Origin of the sequence: Diplocloster modestus, assembly GCF_019042245.1 — a bacterium.
Classification (GTDB): Bacteria; Bacillota; Clostridia; order Lachnospirales; family Lachnospiraceae; genus Diplocloster; species Diplocloster modestus.
Genome location: NZ_JAHQCX010000005.1, coordinates 304198 through 330083 on the forward strand (window position 1 = coordinate 304198; position 25886 = coordinate 330083).

At 48.2% G+C, this 25886-nt stretch carries 23 protein-coding genes and 1 tRNA gene; 9 read left to right on the forward strand and 15 right to left on the reverse strand.

Annotation, left to right across the window (positions count from 1 at the left end):
* Positions 1 to 170 precede the first annotated feature (170 nt).
* Positions 171 to 2180: a BglG family transcription antiterminator gene (locus tag KTH90_RS10045; RefSeq protein WP_238726731.1), complete on the forward strand. Its 2010-nt coding sequence runs from the start codon at positions 171 to 173 to the stop codon at positions 2178 to 2180.
* Between the two features lie 132 nt (positions 2181 to 2312).
* Here KTH90_RS10045 and KTH90_RS10050 read toward each other — a convergent pair whose 3' ends face one another.
* Positions 2313 to 2900, reverse strand: a complete 588-nt coding sequence (locus KTH90_RS10050; RefSeq protein ID WP_158351237.1) for a class I SAM-dependent methyltransferase — start codon at positions 2898 to 2900, stop codon at positions 2313 to 2315.
* A 117-nt stretch (positions 2901 to 3017) separates the two neighbouring features.
* Positions 3018 to 4130 (reverse strand): ISAs1 family transposase, encoded by a 1113-nt coding sequence (locus KTH90_RS10055; protein WP_238726732.1) that lies wholly within the window; start codon positions 4128 to 4130, stop codon positions 3018 to 3020.
* A 223-nt stretch (positions 4131 to 4353) separates the two neighbouring features.
* Here KTH90_RS10055 and KTH90_RS10060 point away from each other — a divergent pair, with 223 nt between their 5' ends.
* Complete coding sequence (locus tag KTH90_RS10060; RefSeq protein WP_238726762.1) at positions 4354 to 5265, forward strand: DDE-type integrase/transposase/recombinase; 912 nt, start codon at positions 4354 to 4356, stop codon at positions 5263 to 5265.
* A gap of 188 nt (positions 5266 to 5453) precedes the next feature.
* On the opposite strand, the gene KTH90_RS10065 is transcribed toward KTH90_RS10060, so the two are convergent.
* Complete coding sequence (locus KTH90_RS10065) at positions 5454 to 6023, reverse strand: hypothetical protein (protein ID WP_238726733.1); 570 nt, start codon at positions 6021 to 6023, stop codon at positions 5454 to 5456.
* A 310-nt stretch (positions 6024 to 6333) separates the two neighbouring features.
* On the opposite strand from KTH90_RS10065, the gene KTH90_RS10070 reads away from it, so the two are divergent.
* From KTH90_RS10070 to KTH90_RS10090, 5 genes are all read left to right on the forward strand, one after another.
* Positions 6334 to 7656: an ADP-dependent glucokinase/phosphofructokinase gene (locus KTH90_RS10070; protein ID WP_238726734.1), complete on the forward strand. Its 1323-nt coding sequence runs from the start codon at positions 6334 to 6336 to the stop codon at positions 7654 to 7656.
* An 18-nt stretch (positions 7657 to 7674) separates the two neighbouring features.
* Positions 7675 to 9183: a xylulokinase gene (gene xylB / locus KTH90_RS10075; RefSeq protein WP_238726735.1), complete on the forward strand. Its 1509-nt coding sequence runs from the start codon at positions 7675 to 7677 to the stop codon at positions 9181 to 9183.
* Between the two features lie 26 nt (positions 9184 to 9209).
* Positions 9210 to 10721: a sugar ABC transporter ATP-binding protein gene (locus tag KTH90_RS10080; RefSeq protein WP_238726736.1), complete on the forward strand. Its 1512-nt coding sequence runs from the start codon at positions 9210 to 9212 to the stop codon at positions 10719 to 10721.
* Positions 10722 to 10733: 12 nt separating this feature from the next.
* On the forward strand, positions 10734 to 11714 hold the full coding sequence (locus tag KTH90_RS10085; protein WP_238726737.1) for an ABC transporter permease: 981 nt from the start codon (positions 10734 to 10736) through the stop codon (positions 11712 to 11714).
* 77 nt (positions 11715 to 11791) lie between these two features.
* Positions 11792 to 12883, forward strand: a complete 1092-nt coding sequence (locus KTH90_RS10090; RefSeq protein WP_238726738.1) for a substrate-binding domain-containing protein — start codon at positions 11792 to 11794, stop codon at positions 12881 to 12883.
* A 170-nt stretch (positions 12884 to 13053) separates the two neighbouring features.
* Here KTH90_RS10090 and dhaL read toward each other — a convergent pair whose 3' ends face one another.
* The 5 genes from dhaL to KTH90_RS10115 form a co-directional block, all read right to left on the reverse strand.
* Positions 13054 to 13698, reverse strand: coding sequence for a dihydroxyacetone kinase subunit DhaL (dhaL, locus tag KTH90_RS10095; RefSeq protein WP_238726739.1), 645 nt, complete (start codon positions 13696 to 13698; stop codon positions 13054 to 13056).
* A gap of 14 nt (positions 13699 to 13712) precedes the next feature.
* Positions 13713 to 14711 (reverse strand): dihydroxyacetone kinase subunit DhaK, encoded by a 999-nt coding sequence (locus KTH90_RS10100; RefSeq protein WP_238726740.1) that lies wholly within the window; start codon positions 14709 to 14711, stop codon positions 13713 to 13715.
* 23 nt (positions 14712 to 14734) lie between these two features.
* Positions 14735 to 15193: a ribose 5-phosphate isomerase B gene (gene rpiB, locus KTH90_RS10105; RefSeq protein WP_238726741.1), complete on the reverse strand. Its 459-nt coding sequence runs from the start codon at positions 15191 to 15193 to the stop codon at positions 14735 to 14737.
* 46 nt (positions 15194 to 15239) lie between these two features.
* Positions 15240 to 16097, reverse strand: coding sequence for a sugar phosphate isomerase/epimerase family protein (locus KTH90_RS10110; RefSeq protein ID WP_238726742.1), 858 nt, complete (start codon positions 16095 to 16097; stop codon positions 15240 to 15242).
* Between the two features lie 86 nt (positions 16098 to 16183).
* Positions 16184 to 17377 (reverse strand): cupin domain-containing protein, encoded by a 1194-nt coding sequence (locus KTH90_RS10115; protein WP_238726743.1) that lies wholly within the window; start codon positions 17375 to 17377, stop codon positions 16184 to 16186.
* A 295-nt stretch (positions 17378 to 17672) separates the two neighbouring features.
* Between KTH90_RS10115 and KTH90_RS10120 the strand changes: the two genes are divergently transcribed.
* A complete protein-coding gene (locus KTH90_RS10120; protein WP_238726763.1) occupies positions 17673 to 18542 on the forward strand; it encodes a ketose-bisphosphate aldolase in 870 nt (289 codons plus the stop codon).
* A 46-nt stretch (positions 18543 to 18588) separates the two neighbouring features.
* Positions 18589 to 19452 (forward strand): MurR/RpiR family transcriptional regulator, encoded by an 864-nt coding sequence (locus KTH90_RS10125; protein WP_238726744.1) that lies wholly within the window; start codon positions 18589 to 18591, stop codon positions 19450 to 19452.
* An 88-nt stretch (positions 19453 to 19540) separates the two neighbouring features.
* On the opposite strand, the gene KTH90_RS10130 is transcribed toward KTH90_RS10125, so the two are convergent.
* From KTH90_RS10130 to KTH90_RS10160, 7 genes are all read right to left on the reverse strand, one after another.
* Positions 19541 to 19774, reverse strand: coding sequence for a polya polymerase (locus KTH90_RS10130; protein WP_158345641.1), 234 nt, complete (start codon positions 19772 to 19774; stop codon positions 19541 to 19543).
* Between the two features lie 99 nt (positions 19775 to 19873).
* Positions 19874 to 20707: a CvfB family protein gene (locus KTH90_RS10135; RefSeq protein WP_158351238.1), complete on the reverse strand. Its 834-nt coding sequence runs from the start codon at positions 20705 to 20707 to the stop codon at positions 19874 to 19876.
* A gap of 88 nt (positions 20708 to 20795) precedes the next feature.
* Entirely contained in the window at positions 20796 to 21500 is a 705-nt protein-coding gene (locus KTH90_RS10140; RefSeq protein WP_158351239.1) for an acyl-[acyl-carrier-protein] thioesterase, read from the reverse strand.
* A gap of 131 nt (positions 21501 to 21631) precedes the next feature.
* A tRNA-Gln gene (locus KTH90_RS10145) sits at positions 21632 to 21703 on the reverse strand.
* A 324-nt stretch (positions 21704 to 22027) separates the two neighbouring features.
* On the reverse strand, positions 22028 to 23359 hold the full coding sequence (gene dnaB / locus KTH90_RS10150) for a replicative DNA helicase (RefSeq protein WP_158345644.1): 1332 nt from the start codon (positions 23357 to 23359) through the stop codon (positions 22028 to 22030).
* A 13-nt stretch (positions 23360 to 23372) separates the two neighbouring features.
* On the reverse strand, positions 23373 to 23819 hold the full coding sequence (rplI, locus tag KTH90_RS10155) for a 50S ribosomal protein L9 (RefSeq protein WP_158351240.1): 447 nt from the start codon (positions 23817 to 23819) through the stop codon (positions 23373 to 23375).
* Positions 23820 to 25868, reverse strand: coding sequence for a DHH family phosphoesterase (locus KTH90_RS10160; RefSeq protein WP_158351241.1), 2049 nt, complete (start codon positions 25866 to 25868; stop codon positions 23820 to 23822).
* Positions 25869 to 25886: the final 18 nt, after the last annotated feature.

Here is a 25886-nt window from a genome sequence, read left to right on the forward strand (position 1 = left end):
GGATTTGTGTACATTTTTTTGTGCTTTTTTCAATTTTCCATGCAGCCGAACAATTGAATTCCGAATATAAACAGGGTATGATTGGATTATCAACTACCATATCCATAAAATCTGCACGTATGTAACACACATAACAGAAACAGTCTGTACAGAAATGGGGGCTTCCGCTCATGAATCTGACAACACGCCAACAGCGGCTTTTAAAACATTTCGTATCCCGTCAAACAGCTTTATCCTATCCGGAAATCGCCAACGCCTACGATATCTCTAACAGTACTGCGCGCAGTGATATGCGTTATATCAGCAATTATCTGAACGATCAGTACCAAATCAGCTTTCACAGGGACTCTTCCAACCGGTTTTTTCTGGAAAAAGAGGACATACGCACATTATTAAAAGCGCATCTGCCCTTCAGTTTATCCACAGATCCCAATATAAAGTCCCGCCTTCTCCTGCTCATTTACCATCTGCTCTTTTCCCTCCCGCAGACCTTAAGCATGCAAAGACTGGCGGATCTTCTTTTTATCAGCCGTCCCACTGCCTATCATCTGTTAAATACGGCGGAAAATGTACTGGCAGAATATCATATCACGATTCAAAAAGGGTCACCCAACGGGCTTTCCCTGACCTGCCGGGAGTATGCGTGGAGAACCGCTTCAGCCACTTTATACCAGCAATTAAAAAAGCACGGATACCAGATCCGCTCTTCCCGGATCAAAGCCATGCCCGTGTCCTCTATGGATGTAGTCTCCGTCGAGATCCTGGAGGGACTGTTTCCAGGTCTTGACATCTGCAAAATTATAAATCTGCTGCTTCGTTTTGAGAAGGAGCAGGGGATCCGCCTTATAGATTATTCCTTTGAACGAGTGTGTGTCTACCTGACCATATCCTTGTACCGGATCCGGCAGCATCACCTTGTGGAATACCCGGAGTCTTTTTCCGAGACCGGTTCTGAACACACTCCGGCCTATGCATTGAGCCAGGAATTTATCGATCTTCTGGAAGACAATTTTCATATGAAACTGCCGCTCCAGGAATCCCACTTAATCTCATCCCTGTTCTTGTGCAGCAATCTGGAATATCTGAACGCGGATTACCGTTACAGCACCGTCCCCCCATTGCTGCGGGATTTCCTGGATGAACTGCTGGAGAGGACCAGCAATATGCTGAACAGACGTATCGCCAGTGACCGCAAACTGTACGACGACCTGGTACACTACATTCCCTCTGCGATAGGCCGTCTGCGGTACAGATTCAACTCCTACAAGGGTCCTTACGATACCATAAGAAAGCAGTATTCCAGATTGTTCGCCATCATCTGGTCCACGAACCTTCTATTCAATCACTACTTTCAAGTGGAATTGAACAAAGAAGAAAGCTGCTGCCTGGTCTTATTTTTCGCCGCCGCTCTTGAACGGACCGCCAACCACCTCAGGGCCATAGTCGCGTGGAAGAGCGACACCGGCCTGGGCGAAATCGCACTGCTAAACGCTGTCATCGAAAAGAATATACCAAATCTCTCCCTGATCGATGTCCTGCCCCTGCACCAGCTGGACATGAAGCCTTATCACCGCAGCGCTTATGACTTTGTGATCTCCAATTGTCCGGTTACCCATTCCGGCAAAACTGTGGTACAGGTGAACTCCATCCTGACTCCCGACGACATCAACACCGTCCAGAAGGTCATGCTGGAAATAACAGAACGTAAGAATCAGAACACCAGAACCAGAGCGGCCATGCATTATCTGCTGCACCCTTCCGGCATTCTCACAGGAGTGCATCCCAGTCACAAGAATGAGATACTGAAAAAGCTTTGCACTCTACTGGAAATATCCGGGAACGTCACAGAAGCTTTTTATGATACGGTACTCTCCCGGGAATCCATATGCAGCACCTACATCGGAAACGGCCTGGTATTCACCCACGGAGACAGTGAGCAGGTCCGCAAGTCCGCGTTGTCCATCGCCCGGCTCGCTTCCACGATTCCCTGGGACGACGCAGAAGTTGATCTGATCTTCGTCTATGCCTTTAATTTAAACGATCTAGAAAAAAATAATATTAAGATGGATGATTTTTTTTCAATCTTTGTAGATATCACCAATGAAGATGGTATGATGAATGAATTGAGGGAACAGCCAGGCCCGGAAGCCTTTTATGAAACCTTCCTCTCCTTCTTCTAGCAGATATGGCAGGGGTCATACGGCAGGGGACATACGGCGGGGGACATGTTCATTTCAGTTTGGGACATGTCCATTTCAATCAGTCAAAAGGGACATGTCCCAAATCGATTTGGACATGTCCCCTTCCCGCTTTTATTCTATAATCCTTTTTACGATTACATTTACCCACTTTGTATTTCTCTCGCTGCGCACATCATTGGACTTCCAGATCTCCAGTGTCTCCACATCGTCGGACTTCTGAAGTACCTTCGCCAGTGAGGCGATCGTATAGTCATAATAATATCTGCCGTTGTCAAATCCATGGGAATCCCCGAAGCGGAAGGACATATACAATACCCCATCCGGCTTCAACGCCCGAAACACCCGGTTCAGCACGCCTTCCATTTTGTCCTTCTCCACATGCACCAGGGAAGCACAAGCCCAGATCCCGTCAAATACACCGTCAAAATCCAGTTCCTCAAACCGTATATTCAGGACCTCTTTGCCAAGATTGATCTCCGCCAGCTTACACATTTCTTCCGATCCGTCGACTGCGGTAACGTAAAAGCCTGCTTCCTCCAGATACAAAGAGTCCCTTCCCGATCCGCATCCCAGATCCATCACTTCCGCGTTTTCAGGAAGATACTTGACAAAACGTTCCAGCGCCTCCGACATGTCAAGATCAACCGTACTTTCGTAATAGGCCGCAGCGTACTTATTGTAATAATCAATTGAATCCAATGTAATCTCCTACACCCTTCCTTTATATGCTATAACAGAAAATACTTAGATAGAATTATTATAACAAGCCTGTTATAAAAATGCAATCGCTATCGAAGAAGCGAACAGGGCAATCGCTTACGAACAATCAAAGACTTTAAGCAAGTATGCCGGAGAAAGCATACACTTTTTGCGTTTGAGATTAATACTTCCACGGTAAGAAGTCTCGGACTTCAAAAGATTAAGCGCAAGATGACGCATTATATTCATGTTTTCCGCAGCATAACCAGCACGCATGCGCATAGAATCCTCACCAAAATCAACATCCAAAACCCAATGCAGACTGTTTTCTATTGACCAATGTGCACGTTTGGTTTTTAAGAGCTCAGCCGCTGACATTGATTCCTTGCTGAAAATGACATAATGTACCATCGTTTCGCAGGCTTCTTTCCCAACGACTTGTGTACAAGAGCGGATCACCCCTATCCCAGATAGACCAGGCCAGTTCTCTTTGTGTGCCAACCAATCAATTTGTGTTGTCACATAGCATTCTCGTGTTTCATAACGTCCATGCGACTTCTCTGCGGTTTTAGCATATTCACATTGCTCTTGTTCCGTTGAAAAATACAACGTTATATCTTCGTATAACCCCGGCTGGTTTTCTTTTACCGATAGCACATAATCGGCCTGCGCCTCGCAAATGGTTTTTGCAATTTCCCGCTGCGTACCCATTGCATCAATCGTGACGATACAGTCTTTGAGTTCCAGCAATTTCAACAACTTTGGGATTGCCGTTATTTCATTGCTTTTTTCATCTGTTGCTATCTCACCCAAAACCAGCCCGTTTTCTGCTGCCCACGCGCTTACGACATGGACTGCCTTTTTGTTTTCTGCCACGCTTTTGCTTGCACAAATGGTTTTCCCATCCACCGCTACCACTTCATCTGTTATCTTTTGCCGGACAGTTTCTACCCATTCCATAAAGCCAGTTCGTAATTCCTCCGGTTTGATAGCTGAAAATACATCGCCAAACGTATCGTGCGAGGGTATCCCGTTCTCTAAACTTAAAAATCCTCGCAGCCATGTTTCCCGCTCCTTACCGAATAGTTCCATTTCTGTGAATTGCGTGCATCCACTTATGACTGCCAATATCGCTATCGTCAGGATCTCTTCCAGCTTATGCTTTTTTGCATTCCCTACACGGGGATCTGCTATACCTTTAAATATTTCTACCATTCCTCGTTCCATCATAGGCACCTGCTTTCACTTCTTAATTATAGCACCATTTTGGGATCTTCACTTTTTCGTAAGCGATTACCCTGAAGAAGCGAAAACATATCGTTGTAGGATTACAATACATGTGTTACAACTGAATAATTAAAATGCAGGGATTTCTCTTTTGTGTTATATTTTAGTCACCACAGCCACAACATAAACAAAGGAGTTCCCTGCTATGGCTAGTATAACACAAGATATGAGATACCGTCTATCCCTGATCCGTTACGCTGAGAAATATGGCATTACCAAGGCTGCTATCAAATACAAAACCAACCGGCAGTATATCTACCGCTGGAAACGACGCTTTGACGGCTCTATTGAATCCCTCCGTGATCTCTCCAGACGCCCCCACCATCATCCCAACCAGCATACCCCTGCGCAAGAAAAGCTTATCTCGGATATGCGCCGCCGTAATCCCGATGCCGGTCTGGTCATTTTTTGGGTCAAACTCCGGCAGCGCGGGTATTCCCGCTCCATCACAGGTCTCTACCGCTTCCTCCAAAAACACGGAATCATGGCTGTCCATCCCCCGAATCCGAAATACATCCCAAAACCATATGAGCAGATGGAGTATCCCGGTCAGCGTATCCAGGTGGATGTGAAATTTGTCCCTTCCGCCTGTCTTATAAACAGCAGGGTCATTGGGAAGCAGTTCTTCCAGTACACTGCCATTAATGAGTTTTCCAGATGGCGTTTTGTGGAAGCCTTTGAGGAACACAACACCTATTCTTCTGCACAATTTGTGGAACACCTCATAAAAGCGTTCCCCTTCCCCATCGAGTGCATCCAGACAGATAATGGATCGGAATTTACCAACCGCTTTACTTCTCACCGGGACAAGCCCACTCTCTTCCAAAAGCACCTGGAAGCACATGGGATAAGGCATAAGCTCATCCGGCCCTTTACGCCACGTCACAATGGGAAGGTAGAGCGAAGCCATCGGAAGGATAATGAGCGTTTTTATGCTACCCATCTGTTCTATTCCTTTGAGGACTTTGCTGCACAGTTAAAAGTGTATAACCGTAGGGATTACAATAATTTCCCCATGCGCCCTCTTGGCTGGAAAACGCCCAATGAGGTCTTAAAAGATTCTTTACGGTTAATGTAACAAATGTTTGACAAACCTACAGATCGAAGAAGCGAAAACATATCGTACAACCAAAAACAAAGCCCGAAAACAAAACCAAAAATCAAAAGGGTGTAAAGTCTGGAAATCAAAACAGGCATTTCATGATAACACCTTTTTAGGTTCCATAAAGCGGCTTTAATTCAGAACCGCAATCCCGTGTACTATTATTATATATCCACATCCTCTACACGAATGTCCTTATACATAATAGCTAATATTTCTTTCTGCATACCCGTTAGAGCGATATCGCTCTTTTTGGTCTCCCATTGGTAAAATTCCATATCAAAATCGCTATATGTATCATCCAGAGTTGAATCTCCATACAATTTTTCCAAATCCCGCCGCGTGATGCGCATGGCATCATCATAATCCATATCAGAATCGCCGACATTGAGAAGAACATATACCGCAACAAGCCTATCATTTTGAAAAATGTATTGCGCACCGCCTTCCATTGTTTTCAATTCTCCAAATCCTGTAAAATATTCAACAACTGTACTGCCATCTTCACCAATCTCATATTTTCCCTCTATTTTATCCATAATATCATCCATGGATGTTCCCCATATAAGACCCCATTTCTTTTCATTCGCAGACGGGACTGGTTCGGGTATGGGATTTCCACCCGCTAAGCCTTCCGGTTCACAAACATCCTGCAGAGATACTTCCTGACCACACAATACATATAAATCCCCCTTTTCATTATTTATAAACTCATTGCAGCTTCTTTTAACCATATAGTCCACTGTAAAAATCGCAGAACCAGCTTCCCCGTCAATCCACCCGCCAAAGGCCGTCACCACGTCCCTAAAAGTTTCATGATTTAGTGCATGAAAATGTCTGTACGAAATAAAATTTTATATTTAATGGGTAATTTAAACAAAAAACGCTTTGCAAATATAGAAATATACTATTTAATTTAACAAAACCCAGGGTTGCTATAAAAAAATATTTCATAATTTTGTTGACAGATGGCTTATGCGTGAATATACTTTTTATATACAATAAATTCTGGAATTAATTAAATACGCAAAAATGGAGAAGAATATGGCTTATCTTGATGCATATGAAAAGTATCTGGGACAACTCAAAGATGACATTGCGAATGCCAAAAATCTGCAAAAGTATCTGGTATTTGGTTACACAAGCAATCTGGATGTAATTTTCAAATGGGATATCCACCGGTTTAACCGGATCTTAGACAAATTTCTGCTGGAGGAACCCGCATGGGAAAGTGAAGATGCCATCCACAGTATGGAAGACTTTGCGCGCATTACCAGTGAATTTCTGATTAAAGGGATAGGCGGAAGCGTCGAGGTTGCCGATATTGGTGTCTGCGAATACCTGGAGAAGGCCTTTGAACTGGAATACGGGCTGGGCGGAAACGGTGCTCAGGGGGCAGCAGCCCTCGGAACACTGGGTATTCCAGTAGTCGTTCAAATGACAGACTATTCCCCAGAAGTGTGTAAAAAACTGGAGCATGGAGATATCCGGATCGTAGACGAAGCGGGACAATTGGTACCCATGAAAGGACATACACGGAAGGAACCACCGCTGTACCATATGATTCTCCAGTTTACCAAAGGTGACAAATTAAAGATCCGCGGAAAGGAATATAATATTCCGATCTCAAACCGGCTGATACTTTTCTGTGATTCCGTACATAAAGCAGTTCCGATCCCCGCTCATTTTCTCGGCTATTTGGAAAGACATCCCTGCGATATCAGCGCTTACCTGATTGCCGGTTTTGACGCGGTGGTTGACAAACAGATTATGCAGGAACGGCTGGATATATTGTGCCCCCATTACGAGAGACTCAAAAAAGCAAACCCCGACTTCATCCTCTACTTCGAAGGTGCTGATTATATCAACTTAGACGTTAAGGAACTTCTGTACCGCTCGATCAGCAGATATGCAGACATCCTGGGAATGAACGAGGAAGAGCTTGGCATCCAGCTTGGAAGGTTCGGGAAGGACCTGGACAAGGGGAGCCTGCCAAGCGTACTGGATGGGCTTCGGTTGCTGCTGCAGAGGTTTCCGGTACGTGGAATCGTTCTCCACACCAAAGATTACGCCATGTATTTCGGAGCCCGGCTGCCGGGTGTCGATATAGAAAAAGGGTTGACAATAGGGAACCTGATGTCGGCGACCAGGGCGCGTCTTGGAAGATACGGGACCATTGAGATGTGTACGGAAAGCCTGAAGATGGATTTAAGCCCAACAGGCCTCCGGTTCTTCGAAGAGCTGGCACAGATGCAGGTCGATGAGTATATCTGTCTCGTGCCGTCACGCTATCTGGAAAAGCCAAAGTATACGATAGGGTTGGGGGATACCTTTGTAGCAGGGGTACATACCAGCTTTCTGAAATAAACAAAGGAGGTACCTGCCATGTCTTATCTAATGGGAATCGATCTGGGAACATCCAGCTTAAAGACACTCATCATGGATGAATCAGGTCACGTAAAGTCAATCAGTGCCAGGTCTTATCAATTTGATTCTCCCCATAATGGTTATGCGGAACAGGATCCCGGCCAATGGTGGCAGGCCTGCTGCGAAACCACGGCCGAGGCGCTTAGAACAGCGGGAATCTTATCTCATGAGATCCGGGGAATCAGTTTTTCCGGCCAGATGCACGGCGCTGTAATGCTTGACAGCTCTTACCTGCCGGTACGGCCGGCGATCCTCCACTGCGATGCCCGATCCTCCAGGCAGGTGAAAAAGATAAAGGCTCAATTAGGAATCGAGATGATCCGGGAATATTTCATGAATCCGGTCTATACAGGGTTTCTGCTCCCCTCACTGATATGGGTAAGAGAGGAAGAACCATATAATTATGAAAAGATCCGCTATGTTATGCTTCCAAAGGATTATATCCGTTTCCGGATGACAGGAACCATCTCCTCCGATTATTCCGACGCATCCGCGACCCTGGCCTTTGACATCAAAAGGGGCTGCTGGTCCGGGAAGATCCTGGAGATCCTGAATATACCGGTTGATTATTTTCCTGAATGCTGTGGTACGGCGGATATCGCAGGAGAAGTGACAGAGCAGGCAGCCAAAGAGACCGGTCTATGGGCTGGCACATGTGTTATAGCCGGAGGCGGCGACCAGGTCATGCAGGCGATCGGAAATGGAAGCATACAGCCGGGTTCCGCCACGGTAAATGTGGGAAGCAGCGGACAGGTCTGCTTCCAGAGCGCCTGCCCGGTAGCCAACCCGGCATTAAATACGAATACCTTCTGCGGTTACTCCAGGGACCGTTGGATCACCATGGGCGCGATCATGAGCGCAGGCCTTTCCCTAAAATGGATCAACGGAGTGCTCCGTCAGACGGATTACCGGCTGGTTAACAAAGAGGCTGATTCGGTACCCCCGGGGAGCGGCGGGCTTTTGTTCCTCCCTTATCTGACCGGTGAGAGAACCCCCCATATCAACCCTAACCTGACCGGGATGTTCGTTGGTTTAAGCCTGAACACCGGAAGGGCCGAGATGACCAGAGCCGTTATGGAAGGGGTGGCATTTGCCCTCCGGGAATGTATGGAGATCTGCCGGGGACTGGGGCTTCAGGCGGATCGCGTCATCGCATCCGGCGGAGGAGCCAGGAGCATTCCATGGCTTCAGATACAGTCAGATATCTATGGTCTGCCCCTGAAGGTAGCGGACACGGAAGAACAGGCATGCCTGGGCGCGGCAATCGCGGCAGGAACAGGAGCCGGGATATATCAAAACATAGAGGAAGGCTGCAGGCAGGTGGTAAGGTACCGGGATCTGACGGTCACTCCCAGCGAAAGAAATCACGGCGTCTATGACGAATATTACCGGCTGTTCAAAGAAGTCTACCGGGAAAGCAGGAACACGATCGAACAAGTGACGTTATTAGGAAGGAACCCGAATTAGCGAATAATATATAGGAGTGAGCAGGTATGGAGAAAAAAGAGGACTATATTCTGGAATGTGAGGGAATATCGAAGGCATTCGGCGGTACCCAGGCGCTTTCCAACGTACAGCTGCACGTACGCAGGGGCGAGGTCCATGCGCTCCTGGGAGAAAACGGGGCGGGTAAATCCACGCTGATGAAAACAATCATCGGCCTTTACAAAGCAGACGCCGGATCAATTACGTTCGAGGGCATGCCCTATTCGGTAAAAGGGCCGGTGGAAGCGATTGCCGCCGGCATATCAATGATCCATCAGGAACTGAATCCTGAACCATATCTCAGTATTGCCGAAAGTATCTTCCTGAAAAGGGAAAATACCTTTGGAGGTATTCTCCTGAACAAAAAGGAGCAGAACCGCAGGGCCGCGGAAATTCTGGAGAAATTCGCTTTCCCCTTCGGTCCAAAAACTCTGATGCAGGAATTGACCCTGGCCCAGGTACAGATGATTGAGATTATCAAGGCAGTTTCCTGCGATGCGCAATTGATTATAATGGATGAGCCGACATCTTCCCTGGACAGCGAAGAGACGGAACATCTCTTCCGGACTATTCGGGAATTAAAGGGCAAAGGGGTGGCCGTTATCTATATCTCCCACCGGATGGATGAGATTTTTGAGATCTGCGACCGGGTTTCCGTATTCCGGGACGGCACCTTTGTTAACAGCTGTGAACTGGCAGACGTGACGAAAGATGAACTGATTTCCATGATGGTAGGCCGCAATGTGGCAAACGTATTTCCGAAAACGGACTGCGAAATAGGCGAGACGGTATTCAAGGTTGAGAATCTGACCGGAAATGGTTTTGAAAACATTAATTTTGAGGTACATAAAGGGGAGATCCTGGGCATCTCCGGCCTGGTCGGTTCCGGGCGGAGCGAGACTATGCGGGCCATCTTCGGGCTTGATAAGATCAAGAGCGGATCGATGTATTTAGAGGGCAGAAAAATGGTTAATAAAAGCCCCAGGGCGGCCATCAAAAAAGGGATCTGTATGGTTAACGAGGACAGAAAGGAATACGGCCTTTGCCTGTTCCGGTCTATACGGGAAAATATCTCCCTGCCGAATCTGCCGGCCAGGCAGAGAGGCATTCTGATCAATCAGAAGCGCGAAAAAAAAGAGTGCAATGAAGTGGCTAAAATGCTTACGGTAAAGGCCGCCAGTATCGAGCATGACGGATTTTCCTTAAGCGGCGGGAACCAGCAGAAGGTTGTCATTGCCAAATGGTTTATGGCAAATCCCAAAGTTCTGATCCTGGATGAGCCGACCAGGGGCGTGGATGTCGGAGCGAAAGCTGAGATCCACTCCCTTATGTGCGAATTCGCGGCAAAGGGCATGGCGGTGATCATGATTTCTTCAGAACTTCCCGAAGTCATGGGAATGAGTGACCGGATCCTTATTTATCATGAGGGTAAGCTGAACGGGGAAGTTTTAAGGAAAGAGATCATAAGCGGTGCCATGGGACAGGAAAAAATTCTGGCCAAGGAGTTTGGCGGTAAATAGGAGGAGAAAGCAATGGCGGTTAAAGAAGAAAAGAAAGTGTTGGGCATCGACAGGGATAAGTTCCGTATGTTCATGGGGAAATATGGAATCGGCGTAGTACTGTTCATTATGATTATCGTTATTTCAATAATGGAGCCAGCCTTCCGCAGCGCAAAGAACTTTATCAACGTGGCAACTCAGGTATCCATCAACGGTATGATTTCCTATGGTATGTGTCTGGTAATCACCACCGGAGGTATCGATCTGTCGGTGGGCGCTCAGTTAGCTCTGGTCAGCTGTATTCTCGGCCAGTTTATTACAAACTTCGGTGTGAACCCGTTCCTGGCCTGTCTGATCGCTCTGCTGGCTTCGACCGCTTTTGGGTTCCTGAACGGATTTTTCGTAGCCAGGTTTAATATGTTCCCGTTCGTGGTTACACTGTCCACCCAGTTGATTATCCGTGGCCTGGCACAGGTAATCAGCGGCGGCAATGCAATACCGCTGACTAGTGAGACCTTTCAGCATATCTATTCGTCCAAAGTGGGACCGATACCACTGCCCATTGTAATATTATTTATCGTGACGGTCGTCGTATATATTATGCTACACTGGACCAAATTCGGCCGCTATATCTTCGCGGTGGGCGGAAATGTCCATGCGGCTATCGCATCCGGTGTCAGCGAATTCTGGACCAAGGTTGGGGCCTACACCATCAGCGGCCTTCTGGCCGGTATCGCAGGCATTATCTTTACCGCCAAAACTTCGTCTGCCCAGTCTAACATCGGTATCGGCTATGAGACAGACGCGGTCGCGGCCTGCGTATTGGGCGGCACATCCTTCGCCGGCGGCGTCGCCACCATTCCAGGCGTTGTCATGGGTATCTTTATTATCGGTTTTATTTACAACGGCATGAACCTGATCGGAATCGAATCCTATTACCAGTCCATGACCAAAGGCGCTGTTATTATCGGCGCGGTATTACTGGATATGGTATTGAACCGAAAAAAAGGATAGATGACCGTTAGATACGGGAAGTAAAGGCCCCGGGAACGGGGATTTACGATAAAACCATTCCAAAAGGAGGAAAAGAAATGAAAAACATGAAAAAGGGTTTGGCACTGTTGTTAGCAGGCGTTATGGTATTTGGTATGACCGCTTGCGGCGCAAAGGAAGAGGCCCCGGCAGACGCTGCCGCGCCTGAACCCGCCAAGACAGAGGCTCCGGCCAAAGCGGAGACGCCGGCTCCTGCGGCAACCGACGCAGCGGCGCCTGCCGATTCGTCATCAGACGTTGTTGCGGATGTCAACGGGGACGGCAAAATAACCATCGGCTACATCTCCAAGAACCTGGTAGACCCGTTCCATGCCCCCATCAATGCTGCAGCTCAGGAAATCTTTGACCAGATGAAGAAAGACGGCAAGATCGACGACTGGACAGGCGTCCTGGACGGCGAGACCGATCCCAACAAGCAGATCGACCGTGCCGATGAATGTATCACGAAGAACTGTGATATGGTCATTATTCTACCGGCAGAAGCAACCGCTTCCGATCCGGCCGTAACCAAAATGGCGGATGCAGGTATCCATGTAATCGTTGTAAACTCCAAGACAGACAGCACGGATAAAGTTGCGGTATCCTACTGCGGTTCCGACGACGTATACGCAGGCGAGCTTCTGGCGAAATGGGTTATCGAACAGGTTCCCGACGGCGGGAAATATGCGCACTGCCAGGGTATCATAGGCAACTCCGCACAGATCCAGCGTGGTGAAGGCCTTGCCAACACGATGAAGGATCATCCGGAATTCGAATCCGTCGGTGATTTCCCCTGTGACTGGGCAGCCGACAAAGCGGCCAACGTGGCGACAGATATGATGAATAAATACGGAGACGACCTCAAAGCCATCATCTGTGACAACGACGATATGTCCTCCGCAGCTCAAAGAGCATGTAACGATGCCGGCAGAAAAGATATCGTATGCGTTGGCGTCGACGGCAACCAGAAACCTTTGGAAATGGTAAAAGCCGGTGAAATGGGTGCAACCGTTCTCCAGGATGGCGTTGGACAGGTAAAAGCGGCAGTCAGCGTTATCGATGCGATTATCGCAGGACAGCCCTTTGAGAAAGAAAATATCGTTCCGTTCGTTCTGGTAACAAAAGATAATGTAGACCAGTATCTGAAATAAGAAAGGGTCAAATTCTCATCAACTTCTATAGAATCCAATTCTTCTAAATAAAGCACCATCTTAAAACAGCCGGGAGTGCAAATTGCACTTTCGGCTGTTCTGCGTACGCTATACGTCGATATTCCCTATTGAAGTATTCCTTCCATGAACTCCAATCCGGCCATCCTGTCTTATTCCTGTCTAAGCATCTCTTTCACAGACCGTGCCATGGAATCCAGTATCAGATAGCAGCTGGTAGCCCCTGCGTCCAGAACCCCGCGGCTGCGCTCCCCCAATCGGCCGGCACGCCCAATTCTGGCAACCATGTCCTCCGTGGACCTCCAGCCGTCCGCCGCCGCTAGCTGCATATCATCCAGCGCTTCCGTGAATCTCTTCCCCTCCGCGCAGGCTGCGTTATAAGCGTCAAGTGCGGGCAGAAGTGTATCCATCAGGGTTTTATCCCCCACATGGGCATCACCGATCTCCTGGACGGCGTTCGCTGCATTCTGAAGCATGTCTCCGAAGACTTTTTCATCGATCTTTTCAATACCAGCGCTGGACTGTGAAAGCGTTTCGAAGAATACACCGTAGAGCGGGCCCATCGACCCGCCGATCTCCTCCATCAGGGTCTCTCCAAGCACCTGGAAGCCTTCTGACATGGAGAACTCACGTCCCCCAAGCTTCTCTTTGGTGATGGTAAACCCTTTGTTCATATTGATACCGTGATCGCCATCGCCGATCTTCCCGTCAACCTCACTTAAATAATCCTTATTCGACTGTATGATCCGGATCAGGTCCAGGATAACAGTACCGGCCGTTTCATTGCGAAATATCATGTCACACCTTCTTTTTAAAGTTGTTTCAAACCGACTGAGTTTACCGGCAGATTAATACATTCCTTTAATTCCTCATCCAGCTTCATCAGGGTCAGTGTAACCCCCATCATGTCCAGAGAGGTAAAATAATTCCCTACATACGATTTGTAGACCGTAATGCCCCGATCGGCCAGGATCTCAGCCACCTTTTTATAAACAATATACTGCTCCATGACAGGGGTCGCGCCCAGGCCCGACAGCAGCACTACCACTTCATCCCCCAAGGCATACGGAAGGTCGGGCAGAATCAGATCCAGCATCTTTGCTGCGATCCCGTCAGCGGATTTGAGCGGTTCTATCTTGATGCCAGGTTCCCCGTGGTGTCCGATCCCGACTTCCATAGTTCCGTCCTCAATGATAAAATTCGGATGCCCTACAGCAGGAATCGTACAGGGGGCGGTTCCGATCCCCACAGAGCGAGTGTTGTCCATGGCTTTTTGGGCAGCGGCTATGACCTGATCCAGGTCTGCACCCATAGCAGCTTTGGCTCCTCCTACCTTCCACATCAGGATTTCCCCCGCGACGCCGCGGCGCTTCTCCGGCTGGTCTTTGGGAGCCGATGCGCAGTCGTCGTTTGCCACTACCGTTTTGACTGTAATGCCAAGTGCTTTCGCTTTACGGACAGCCATCCTAACGTTCATATTATCACCGGCATAATTCCCATACAGGCAGGCGACCCCTTTTCCTCCGTCGGCCGCTTTGAAGGCTTCCAAAAAAGCGGCCGCTGTGGGGGATGAGAAAATCTCCCCTGCGGCAACCGCATCACAAAGGTTCATGCCAATATATCCGATGAAGGCCGGCTTGTGGCCGGAGCCCCCGCCGGTAACGATGCCGGCTTTGCCTGGAATTGGCGCCTGTTTATATTTGAGGACCCTGGGATTCCCTGTGGGAGCCACGATATCCTTATTCGCCTCCTGGAACCCTTTCAGCATGTCCTCCACCATATAATCAGCTTTGTTAAATATCCGATTCATTAGTCATCACATCCTTTTACCATTTATATTTTTTCATAATAGGAGCGTTCAATCTCCTTGATCCGTTCTACCTTGGGGGCGCTGCCTCCCCCTGAAAAATCGCATTGAAGCCAGATATCCACCAGATACTGGGCCAGCTCCGGGCCGATCACCCGTTCCCCCATACAGAGGATCTGGGCATCGTTGCTTTTTCGCGCGCGCTCCGTGCTGAAAGGGTCGTGGCAGACAGCCGCTCGGATTCCCGGAACCTTATTCGCGGTAATACACATACCGATGCCTGTGCCGCAGAACAGGATACCCCGGTCATAATCCCCCCGGACAACAGCCTCTGCCACCGCTTTGGCCACATCCGGATAGAGTACAGTTTCCCCTCCCTGCGCTCCGAAATCCGTCACATCAACCCCGGGTTGTGCTTTTAAATGGCGGATCATCACCATCTTTAACTGATAGGCCGCTTCATCGCAGCCAATAGCAATATTCATGACAGCCTCCTGACTATGTAATACAAATATATTATTTAAAAAGCGCTTACAGTTCTGCGGCGATTGCTTTTAAATTGGAAAGGCCTTTCACGGCAAGCTCCTCACCGGTATCCGCGAAATTCCGCCAGATCGCGCAGTTGCCCGCCAATTCTTCGAAGCTTGGATCAAAGGATTCGATGACCAGCGGTCCCTCATATCCTGCCTCTTTCAATGCCAGAAAGAATTCCGGGAAGGGTACCAAACCGGTTCCGGGAATACCCCGGTCATTTTCATTTACATGGATGTAACCCAGATATTCTTTTCCACACGCGCGCACGGCGCCGGCAAAGCTTTTCTCCTCTCGGATCATATGGAAGCAGTCCAGGTGGACTTTGACATTGCCGGTTCCCACCTCTTTGCAGAAGCGCACGGCATCCTCCGCGATGTTGAGGAAATGGGTTTCAAATCGGTTCACGCACTCTACACAGATCGTTACATTCCCGGTGTCCTTTGCATAGGCAGCTGCCTGACGCATATTCTCCACACCCCAGTCCCATTCCTGCTGTGTCCGGGGTTTTTTCGTCAGATATCCCCAACCGGCATAGTTGACACCTCCAAGGATTGGGGCGGACAGCTGGTTGCAGATATCCACCGCCTTCTTCATGGCTTTCAGCGCGTTCTCCCTGACAGTATGATCCGGCGAGATCGGGTTGGTCCCAAGGGTCAGGGTAGTGGTGCATACGCAGTCGATCCCAACCCTCTTTAATTCTTTTTCCACGGCATCAGCCGGAAAGGCAAAGGGATCGGCAATCGCAAAATCAACCACCTCGAAGCCCAGATCCTTAGCCTTCTGGATGATCCACAAATCTTTTTCGCTGAAGTTCTCGGCCCATATAAAGCTGTCCACTCCAAATTTAAAATTCATAACAGATCCTCCGTTCTTTTTTACTCCGCCATCCTTTTATAACAGGAAATTACTCCTGCGTTATCTTCGCAAACGCCTGCCCCGGGTTAAACGGATGTGGGAACCTCAGGATTATTATTAGCGAAATTCTGCAGGATAACTAAAGGTTCATAATTGCTTGTGTTGGCAATTACAACCCCTTTTTCAGCCGTCTGGGCAGACACAGAAAATTCATCTCCCGAGATGTCATCGAAGCGCAGAAGCCCGGGAGCCTCACACTCGAAGCCTCCGAAGCTGCCATGTCCCTGGGCCACCAGCGCACAGTAGCATGCCTTGTCCTTAAGCGTATAGGTCTGTCCCGGAAGCACAGTGGTTTCCTTAGCCGCTATCCACTCATTGGCGTAAGCAATCCATTTTTCCACCCCTGAGGCAGATTCGCATTTTACCTTTGGAGCCCGGAAATACGTTTCTTTATAATCCGGCCGGGTACTCTCTTTCCAGTCGATCTGTCCGAAGATCGCGTCCAGATCATCTTTTTCTTCCTCCGGTACGCAGTCGGTCAGAAGGTTATGGGGATTCACCTCCCCCATGGTCACATTTTCCATGATCGTATTCACATCACTGTTCCATTGGGGTTCATAGGTGACCAGAGATGCCGGCGCATGGATAACGCCGGCTGGTGTATACCACCCGGTTCCCAGCTGGATACGATAAGCCCTGGATAACTCCGTGATCCGGTTATCGCAGGTATCATAGTTTCTCAGGCACTCCATAACCTCCTTCTTTGTGGTAGAGGGGTCGAATCCGAAATAGGTCAGGGGGAACCTGCCCAGATAGGCGTTATACTGCACCGGGAAATAATAAGCTTCCGGCTTTCCGTGCATGCCGATCCTGTTTGCCTGCTCTTCTTTCAGATGAAGGTGATGAAACAGAGGCTTATCATAATCGTAGAGCTTTGCAAAAGTCGGCCACGTCCCGTAATTCTTCTGGAGGTCTGCTCCAATCAGATCAGCTCCTAGTTCTCTGACACAGTCGGCGAACAGGATCTTTGACCCGGAAGTTTTATCGGCGAGTACAAAGCTCATACCCTCCGTAGGACCAGTCTCGGGACCGTTCAGCGCTACGGTGACACTTCCCAGCCAACGTTCACAGATCCCTCCTCTGTCCATTCCGAATGCATAGTAGTCATCCGGATGTAGTCTAAGCCTGTGTCCCGGCTCATTGAATCTCCTGGGCACCCAGGTAGGTGTCAATTGTAATATTCCACCGCAGTTATTAAATACCGTTCTGATATCAGACATTTCAAACTCCCTCCTAATTAAAATAGCGTATATCTGCTCTCATTTTTTACCTTGTTTATGTTTGTAATTGAAAAAATAAAATTTCATGAAAAAGGGATTTCTGCTTTGATATTAGCATGATATGTAGGAAAAGTAAATAAATATAAAAATTTTTTTCACGAAAACATTGACAAGACTAGAGAATATCAGCTAATATATAGCTATAAGAGCGGCAAAAGGTTACTTATATTTAGGAATGGGGATTTCTAAGAAAAAATATTTCATTGAAAATTTATTTCAGGAGGAAGAAGTTACTATGCTAATAAACATGAAAGAGCTTTTAGCGGTGGCAAACCAGCATAACTTTGCAGTTCCGGCCTTTAATATCGGTACTGGACAAATATTAAATGCTGTTGTAGAATGTTGTGAGGAGAAGAAAGCACCTGTAATATTAGCCATACATCCTGACGAGCTGTCATTTCAGGGGGACAGCTTTCTTGCAATGTGTATCGACCGGGCGAACAAATCCCATGTCCCTATGGTGATCCATCTGGACCATGGAAGCACGATTGAACAGATTCAACGAGCAATTAGGGATGGATTTACTTCTGTTATGATAGATGCGTCCCATTTGCCTTTTGAAGAAAATATCGAAATCACAAAAAAAGTGGTGGCCATCGCCCATCCTCTCGGCGTATCTGTGGAAGCTGAATTAGGGACCATCGGCACCACCCTGGGTGATACCGAAGGCGGTACGGATCATATTATCTATACAAATCCGGCTGACGCGGTGCAATTTGTGGAGAGGACAGGATGTGATACGCTAGCTGTTGCCATCGGAACTGCCCATGGCATCTATCCTCCTGGTTTCAAGCCCGAACTAAAACAGGAATTATTATCCGAAATAAAGAGTAAGGTTTCGGTACCGCTCGTTCTTCACGGCGGATCCGCAAATAAAGATTCTGAAATTGCAGAGTCGGTAAAGCGCGGAATAAACAAAATCAACATATCTTCCGACATAAAAGATGCTTTCTATCAGCAGCTTAGGATAACACTTAATAATGACGAAAAAATCAGAGAGCCTTTTGAACTTTATCCGGATAGTGTTGCCGCTATGGAGAATATAATTTATCAGAAAATCGAACTATTCAACGATGATGATAAGATGAAGTATTATACGCTGTAGTTTTAGCTGTACAGATGACTGCGGATACCGGGCCCATGGAGGCTGTATGGAAGAACATAAAACAGTACTGGAGAACATCGATCTCTACTATGACCAGCTTTTTATTGCAGAAAAAAAAGTGGCCGACTGTATCCGAAAGAATCCGCAGAAGGCTGTTATGCTGAATGTAACAGGCATGGCCAATGAAAGCGGCGCCAGCGAAGCGACTGTCATCCGGATGTGTAAACATATCGGCTATCAGGGATATTACCAGATGCGTCTGATCCTGTCGGGTGATTTAGGGCGGGATGGCCGGTTCAAAGCCAGCAGTTCAAATCCTAACATGGATTCCGTCAAACAAGTCTTTGAACAGAGCTCCCGAAATATCAGCGCCATGATTCCCCGGCTGGAGTCCGGATTATTATTAGAGTGCGCTTCCATTATCAGTCAAAGCAGGCTTGTCTATGTGGTCGCTGTCGGCAATACAATACCGATAGCCCTGGATCTAAGCTTCCGTCTGGAGCGTTTTGGAATCGCTTCCTACTGTGCCGCAATATCGGAACATTTTCTAAACCACATCAGCCTGGGAAAGTCCGATGACGTGTTGATCGCCATATCCCGGTCCGGTATATCGAAACAGGTTCTGCAGGCAGTTAATGTAGCTACAAAGATTGGAATGAAGATCATCGCCATAACAGCGGAAGAACATTCCCTGTTATCGAAGGATGCTGATTATGTTCTGCTTTCCACCGCCGAAAACAGTCTGTTTGGATCTAAGGGGCCGGATTCCCCGCTTTGTGAGATTGCAGTCAGCGATGCGCTGTTGTATTTTATTCAACATCGCGAGAAGATCCGGCTGGATACTCTGCCGGAAGGATTGGATTCCCATTTAGACGAAATCGAACTGATTCTGGCCGAAACAAAATTATAAATATAAAAGAGTTTCGCAAGCGAAACTCTTTTCATGAATAAAAAATGCCGTGAACCCTTAATATCAAATATCGGGTCACGGCATTTTATCAACCATTGATCATGAATGCTACCAATTTATCAATGTCTTCCTTTTCGTAAGCGATGATCTCTAATTCCGGGATCTCTCCGTTAGAAAAGATATTCGCCATCGATACATACTGGGAAAGCTTGGATTTCAGGTTCAGTCTGTCGCCTTCGCCTGTTACTAACTCTACTTTACCTTTACAGCTGTCCACTACCTGGAAGAATTTATCAATATCTGTTATGTTTTGGACTTTCATTCAATTCTCCTCCTCTCTTTATATTCTACCTACAGTATAGCTGAAATCCGTCGGAATGCAACTATTTTTTGCAACTTTGTGAATCTTTGTTGATATTTGTTACTTTAACAGAATCCCGTTATCGGTTATTTCTACTTTCCCGGCTTTTAAAAGTCTGCCCACTGCCCGTTTAAAGGCATTTTTACTTAAATGGAATTCCCTTTTGATTACTTCCGGCGGCACTTTGTCATTAAACGGGAGCTTTCCGCCATAGCTCTCCATCACTTTCAGGACTGCTTCCACATCCGCATCCATCTGCAGATAAGCCTTCTGGCGCACGCTTAAGTCCATCTTTCCGTCTTCCTTCACCGCAGTCACACGGGCGCTTACCCGGTCACCCACACGAAACTCCCCAAAGCATTCTTTCGCCGGTATCAGCGCGGAATAATGATCGTCCACCGCCACAAATGCACCAAACCTGTCGCTCAGCTCATAGACTGTCCCCTCCACCGTATCCCCGATGGTATAAGGCGTATGCTTTGACAAATACTCATAAATCTTCATCGTGGCGCACAGACGGCTGCTCTTATCCTCATACAGGGACACCAACACCTCGTCACCCTCGCTGACCTTCACTGTCTGCTCCTTAAACGGCAGCAGCAGATCCTTTTCCAGCCCCCAGTCCAAAAAAGCGCCGATCTTACCAGTTTCAGCCACCTTCAGCCTGGCTACCTCCCCGATCTGCAGCAATGGCTGACTGGTCGTTGCAATCAGCCTGTCCTTGGAATCCTTATAGAGAAATACCTCTATCGAATCTCCATGTTCCAGATTTTCCGGCACCTGACGGACCGGCAGCAGAACCCGGTCTTCCGCATTTTCCTGTTCTCCCAGGTAGGCACCGAACTCCACTCTTTTCACCATCTTCAGTGTCTGCCTCTTACCTAATTCAAACATCGTCTTCCTCCGTCCCGTGCATTTCATGCACAAAACCATCCGCCAATGCAGCACAGCGGCGCATTGCGGTCACATCTCGTTCCTTCCCCTATCTCATCAGTTGAACTACCGCATACGGACTCTTCTGTCCATCACATAGCAGGACCGTATCGCTTTCGTCCCCTCTGTGAACCTCAGGGAATATCATATCACCCAGAACCGCCGCCCTGCGGTACTCCGCGCGCATTTCATGAATCGGGTAAATCTGCGGAATGCACTCTCTGGCCATCTGGATATACTGCGCGTTATTTACATGCTGGTTTGTATCGATATGGTACTTGCGCACCGGAAATTCCGCTGCCGGAACACATTCCTTCGGCACGGCCACCTTCCGCGGAGCGTAATCCATCTCAAGCTTCGGATCCTCTCCGTAAGCCGACACATCCGCCTCTTTGATCTTCGTAGGGTGCCCGGTCAGCGTATCGATAAACGCCCAGATCGAATTGGCATACGCCAGCCGCTCCCCATCCTGGCCGAACAGCGCGAAATTTCGATACCCATAGAATAACTTAAAATCATAAGGCCAGGTCGCCACCACTATCTTTTCTCCAAGCCCCGGATATCGATCAACTACCACCTGCCAGGAGCTCAGCAGCCACGCTCTGTTTTTCTCCTTCAGGCGCTCCACTCCAAGCCCTACATCTTCAGAATGAAATGTACTGCAGTCCTGGAAATAATTCAGCACCCCATTTAACGTCAGCAGCCCGTCGGCCCCTACTTCGCTGTAACGCACTCTACTCTCAAACTGATACATTCTCACGCCCTCTTTTCACACATTTCCTGGACGCTCTGCCTTTTACTCTTAAAACCATTAGTCCGTCCACAAAAAGTTTTTCAATATAGAAAAAAGATTGTCCTAATTGATTAAGACAACCTTTTCTTAACCTGGGCTACAAGGATTCGAACCTTGAAATGACGGAGTCAGAGTCCGTTGCCTTACCATTTGGCGATAGCCCATTAATGCTCAACAACGTGTATTATACATGATCCTTTTTTGAATTTCAAGCCCTTTTTTAAAAAATTAGTATTTTTTTACTTTTTCGGTTACTATTCATGGCATCCTATTAAAAATGGCGGATTGGGAGGGGACTGGCTCTTTTCGGTTGAAAAGTCAGGGTGTAAAAAACTATGTGGAGAAAAGTGCCTGTCCCCGGATGTGGGCCTAATCGAGTCAACTTCCGGGGACAGGCACCTTTCTCCATGTAGTTTCTTACCGTTTTACTTTACTGCCGAAAGGAGCCAGTCCCCTCTGCTTAACCGCAAGCCCGCGAACGGTAACTTTTACTTGGCCATATTCGCAAACTTCGTGTACTGGGGCAGCCAGGCCAGATTTACCGTGCCGATCGGGCCGTTTCTTTGTTTGGCTATAATAATCTCCGCCATGTTGGGCGTTTCCGTGTCTTTGTTATAATAGTCGTCACGGTAAATGAACATGACGACGTCGGCGTCCTGCTCGATGGCCCCGGACTCACGCAAATCGGAGAGCATCGGCCTGTGGTCCGGCCGCTGTTCCACAGCCCGGCTTAACTGGGAGAGGGCGATGAGCGGTACATTCAGCTCCCTGGCCAGCTTCTTTAAGGATCGGGATATATCGGAGATCTCCTGCTGGCGGGAATCGGTGCCGCGTCCGCTTCCGGACATTAACTGCAGGTAGTCGATGATAATCAGTCCTAGGTCCTGCTCCAGTTTAAATTTCCGGCATTTGCTTCGCAGCTCGGCGATTGTAATACCGGGAGTGTCATCGATCATCAGTTTTGACTTTCCGATCACATCCACGCCTTCGATTAATTTCTCCCAGTCCGCATCGGACAGGTTACCGGTACGGATCGACTGGGAATCCACCCTGGATTCCAGGGCGAACAAACGGTTTACCAGCTGCTCCCGGGACATCTCAAGGCTGAAGATCGCAGTAGGTACGTTAGCCCGGAAGGCGACGTGCTGGGCGATATTCAGGACAAAAGCGGTTTTTCCCATGGAAGGACGGGCCGCCACCAGAATCAGGTCGGAGTTCTGGAGGCCGGACATCTTATAATCCAGATCCAGGAATCCGGTGGGAATACCGGTTACGGTTCCCTTTGTCTTGGAAGCCAGATTGATCTTCTCCAGCGCATCCAGTACCACCTGGCGGATCGGTACGAAGTCTCCGGAGTTCCGGGTCTGCAAAAGCTCAAATATCTTCTTCTCCGTGTCCTCCATGATGTCTTCCACTTTATCTTTGGCCAGAAAGCAGGCGTTGGTGATTTCTTCCGTGGTCTTGATCATCCGGCGGAGCAAGGATTTTTCACTGACGATATTGGCGTAGTATTTGACATTGGCCGAAGTGGGCACTGCTGTGATCAGATCCCTGACGAATTCCAGGCTGCTGACCTCCGGCGGCACATCTTTGGCTTTTAAGCGGTCCTGTAAGGTGACCAGGTCCACCGGTTTTCCTTCATTGTACAGCTCCACCATTGTTTCAAAGAGGATTCCGTATTGGCTCTGATAGAAATCGTCACCGCATATCAATTCCGATGCGATGACGATAGCTTCTTTGTCCATAATCATAGAGCCGATAACCGACTGCTCTGCCTCGATGCTGTGGGGCGGTACTCTTTTTATGAGTGCTTCATCCATAAAAGGATTCCTCCTAAGCTTCTTCCACGATCACTTTCAACTCAGCGGTTACTTTCGGATGCAGCTTGATGGGCACTCCGTGGGTGCCGATGGTCTTGATCGGATTCGGCAGCTGCATCTTTTTCTTGTCAATATCCAGTCCGATCTGTTCTTTGGCGGCCTGCGCGATCTCTTTGGAGGAGACGCTTCCAAAAGTCTTTCCGCCTTCTCCTGTCTTAACGGAAAGCTTAATCTGTGCTTTTTCGATCTGGGCCTTCAAAAGCACCGCTTCATCATATATCTCCTGCGCCTGCTTTTCCTCGTGGGCTTTCTGTAATTTCAGATCATTCATATTTTTTGTAGTGGCTTCCACACCCAGTTTTTTCGGCAAAATAAAATTCCGGGCGTAGCCGTCATTGACATTGACCGTGTCGCCTTTCTTTCCCAGTGACTTTACATCCTGCAATAAAATTACTTTCATCTATAACGCTCCTTCTTCTATCATTTGATCCAGTGTATTTTTCAGATATTCGATCGCCTGCTCCATCGTATAACCTGTAAGCTGCGCGCCTGCGATGTTCATATGGCCGCCGCCTCCAAGCCTCTCCATGATCAGCTGGACATTCACTTCATCTATGGACCGGGCACTTAAGTAAATCTTGTTGTTATATTCCGTCAGCACAAAGGACGCCTTGATTCCTATGATGTTCAGCAGCTCATTGGCCGCCTGCGCTCCTACGATGGTAGGACTTTCTATGTTTTCATTGGGACACACGGCGATCGCAAAGGCATCCCGGTAAACCTGGGAATGACGCACCGCTTCCGCCCTGGCCTTATAAGCCCCCATATCATTCCGGAACAGCTTGCGCACTCTGGTGACATCCGCTCCGCAGCGTCTTAAGAATGCCGCTGCTTCAAAGGTACGCACACCTGTCTTGCTCATAAAGTTATTCGTGTCAATGATAATACCCGCATAAATGCAGTCCGCTTCCAGATTCTTAATCTTAATCCCCTCTTCAAAATACTGAAGGATCTCAGCTACCATCTCACAGGTAGAGGAAGCATACGGTTCGATGTACGACAGGATCGCATTGGAAATCACCTCAGCTCCCTGCCGGTGGTGATCCAATACGGCGATGGTCTTAGTCATATTCAGCAGGCGCGGGCACTCCGTAAAGCTGGGTTTATTCGTGTCCACCACCACTAACACTGTATTATTATCAACCAGCTCCTCGGCACGCTCGCCGGGGACAAACATATCCTCTTCATATTCCGTAGGATTTACGATAAATCCTTCCATCATGGGGCGGATGGAAGTAGTCACTTCGTTGATAACAATGTAAGCGCGCTTGTTGAGCACCCTGGCCGCACGATAGATACCCACAGCAGCGCCGAAGGAGTCCACATCCGTGATCTGATGACCCATAATGACCACCTTATCCTTGCTCTCCATAACCTCCCGGAGGGCATGGGCCTTCACTCTGGCCTTGACACGGGTACTCTTCTCCACCTGCTTGGTCTTTCCTCCGTAATACTCTAACTTCTCGCCCTTTTTCACCACGGCCTGATCTCCGCCGCGGCCCAGGGCCAGATCTATGGCAATACGGGCATACTCATAATTTTTGTTGTAACTCTCGCCATCCATACCAAGGCCGATACTCAGCGTAATGGCCATTTCATTCCCAATATTTACCGTCTTTACCTCATCCAGCAGATCAAACTTATTCTCCTGGAGCTGGGCTACATATTTGTGTTTGAAAACCACGAAATATTTATCCTTCTCCAGCTTTTTCACCAGTCCGTCATAGCCTGAAAAATACTTATTCACCCGCCGGTCCACCAATGCGATCAGCAATGACCTTCTGACTTCCTCCACGCTCTCCAGCGCTTCCTCAAAATTATCAATGTAGATCAGGCCGCACACCAGTCTCTGTTCCTCATTTTCCTGAATATAGCGGTTGATCTCGGTCTCGTCATAGAGATACAGGGCGACCAGGTAACCCTCATAATCCGGCGCATCCACCAGCGTATTGGACTCGGCCATCTCTTCCATTCCCACGTATTTTAAATCTGCCCGGAAATCCCTTTCCTCCAGATGCACGTGCATGGTTTTCATCTCATCCTGAACCGGAAGCTGCTGCTGTGTAATCTCCGAAAATATATTCGTTACAGACCTCCGGTAGGTCCGCTCCCTCTCCGTCACTTCGCTGAAGGCGTGATTCATCCAGATGACCTTCCCCTTCTCATCCAGAAGCGCATAGGGGATCGCCAGCTCTTTTAACAGTTTCTTCTGAACCTGTCCGTACTGGGTGGCAAATGAAATAAGTTCATTGACGATCAACGGCTTGTTGTATATATAGAGGATGAATACGACCAGAACATAGACGATAACAAAAGCCGTCATCAACGCGCCGGCCCGCAGATCGATCACATAGATCCATATATTCATCAGTACAAGCAAAATCGTCAGCAGTAACGGCCATCGCATATAGGATTTCAATTGTCCCTTTAATCGGATTTTCTCGTTCATGCTGTTTCTCCTATAAAA

Bases quoted from the DNA above. Each gene is read 5' to 3' on its own strand.
- KTH90_RS10100 (WP_238726740.1), bottom strand. From the start codon at position 14,711: ATGAATCGGATATTTAACAAAGCTGATTATATGGTGGAGGACATGCTG.
- dhaL (WP_238726739.1), bottom strand. From the start codon at position 13,698: ATGATATTTCGCAATGAAACGGCCGGTACTGTTATCCTGGACCTGATC.
- rplI (WP_158351240.1), bottom strand. From the start codon at position 23,819: ATGAAAGTAATTTTATTGCAGGATGTAAAGTCACTGGGAAAGAAAGGC.
- KTH90_RS10090 (WP_238726738.1), top strand. From the start codon at position 11,792: ATGAAAAACATGAAAAAGGGTTTGGCACTGTTGTTAGCAGGCGTTATG.
- KTH90_RS10115 (WP_238726743.1), bottom strand. From the start codon at position 17,377: ATGTCTGATATCAGAACGGTATTTAATAACTGCGGTGGAATATTACAA.
- KTH90_RS10130 (WP_158345641.1), bottom strand. From the start codon at position 19,774: ATGAAAGTCCAAAACATAACAGATATTGATAAATTCTTCCAGGTAGTG.
- KTH90_RS10045 (WP_238726731.1), top strand. From the start codon at position 171: ATGAATCTGACAACACGCCAACAGCGGCTTTTAAAACATTTCGTATCC.
- KTH90_RS10160 (WP_158351241.1), bottom strand. From the start codon at position 25,868: ATGAACGAGAAAATCCGATTAAAGGGACAATTGAAATCCTATATGCGA.
- KTH90_RS10140 (WP_158351239.1), bottom strand. From the start codon at position 21,500: ATGTATCAGTTTGAGAGTAGAGTGCGTTACAGCGAAGTAGGGGCCGAC.
- KTH90_RS10060 (WP_238726762.1), top strand. From the start codon at position 4,354: ATGAGATACCGTCTATCCCTGATCCGTTACGCTGAGAAATATGGCATT.
- KTH90_RS10070 (WP_238726734.1), top strand. From the start codon at position 6,334: ATGGCTTATCTTGATGCATATGAAAAGTATCTGGGACAACTCAAAGAT.
- KTH90_RS10080 (WP_238726736.1), top strand. From the start codon at position 9,210: ATGGAGAAAAAAGAGGACTATATTCTGGAATGTGAGGGAATATCGAAG.
- KTH90_RS10055 (WP_238726732.1), bottom strand. From the start codon at position 4,130: ATGATGGAACGAGGAATGGTAGAAATATTTAAAGGTATAGCAGATCCC.
- KTH90_RS10065 (WP_238726733.1), bottom strand. From the start codon at position 6,023: ATGGTTAAAAGAAGCTGCAATGAGTTTATAAATAATGAAAAGGGGGAT.
- dnaB (WP_158345644.1), bottom strand. From the start codon at position 23,359: ATGGATGAAGCACTCATAAAAAGAGTACCGCCCCACAGCATCGAGGCA.
- KTH90_RS10110 (WP_238726742.1), bottom strand. From the start codon at position 16,097: ATGAATTTTAAATTTGGAGTGGACAGCTTTATATGGGCCGAGAACTTC.
- KTH90_RS10120 (WP_238726763.1), top strand. From the start codon at position 17,673: ATGCTAATAAACATGAAAGAGCTTTTAGCGGTGGCAAACCAGCATAAC.
- rpiB (WP_238726741.1), bottom strand. From the start codon at position 15,193: ATGAATATTGCTATTGGCTGCGATGAAGCGGCCTATCAGTTAAAGATG.
- KTH90_RS10125 (WP_238726744.1), top strand. From the start codon at position 18,589: ATGGAAGAACATAAAACAGTACTGGAGAACATCGATCTCTACTATGAC.
- KTH90_RS10135 (WP_158351238.1), bottom strand. From the start codon at position 20,707: ATGTTTGAATTAGGTAAGAGGCAGACACTGAAGATGGTGAAAAGAGTG.
- xylB (WP_238726735.1), top strand. From the start codon at position 7,675: ATGTCTTATCTAATGGGAATCGATCTGGGAACATCCAGCTTAAAGACA.
- KTH90_RS10085 (WP_238726737.1), top strand. From the start codon at position 10,734: ATGGCGGTTAAAGAAGAAAAGAAAGTGTTGGGCATCGACAGGGATAAG.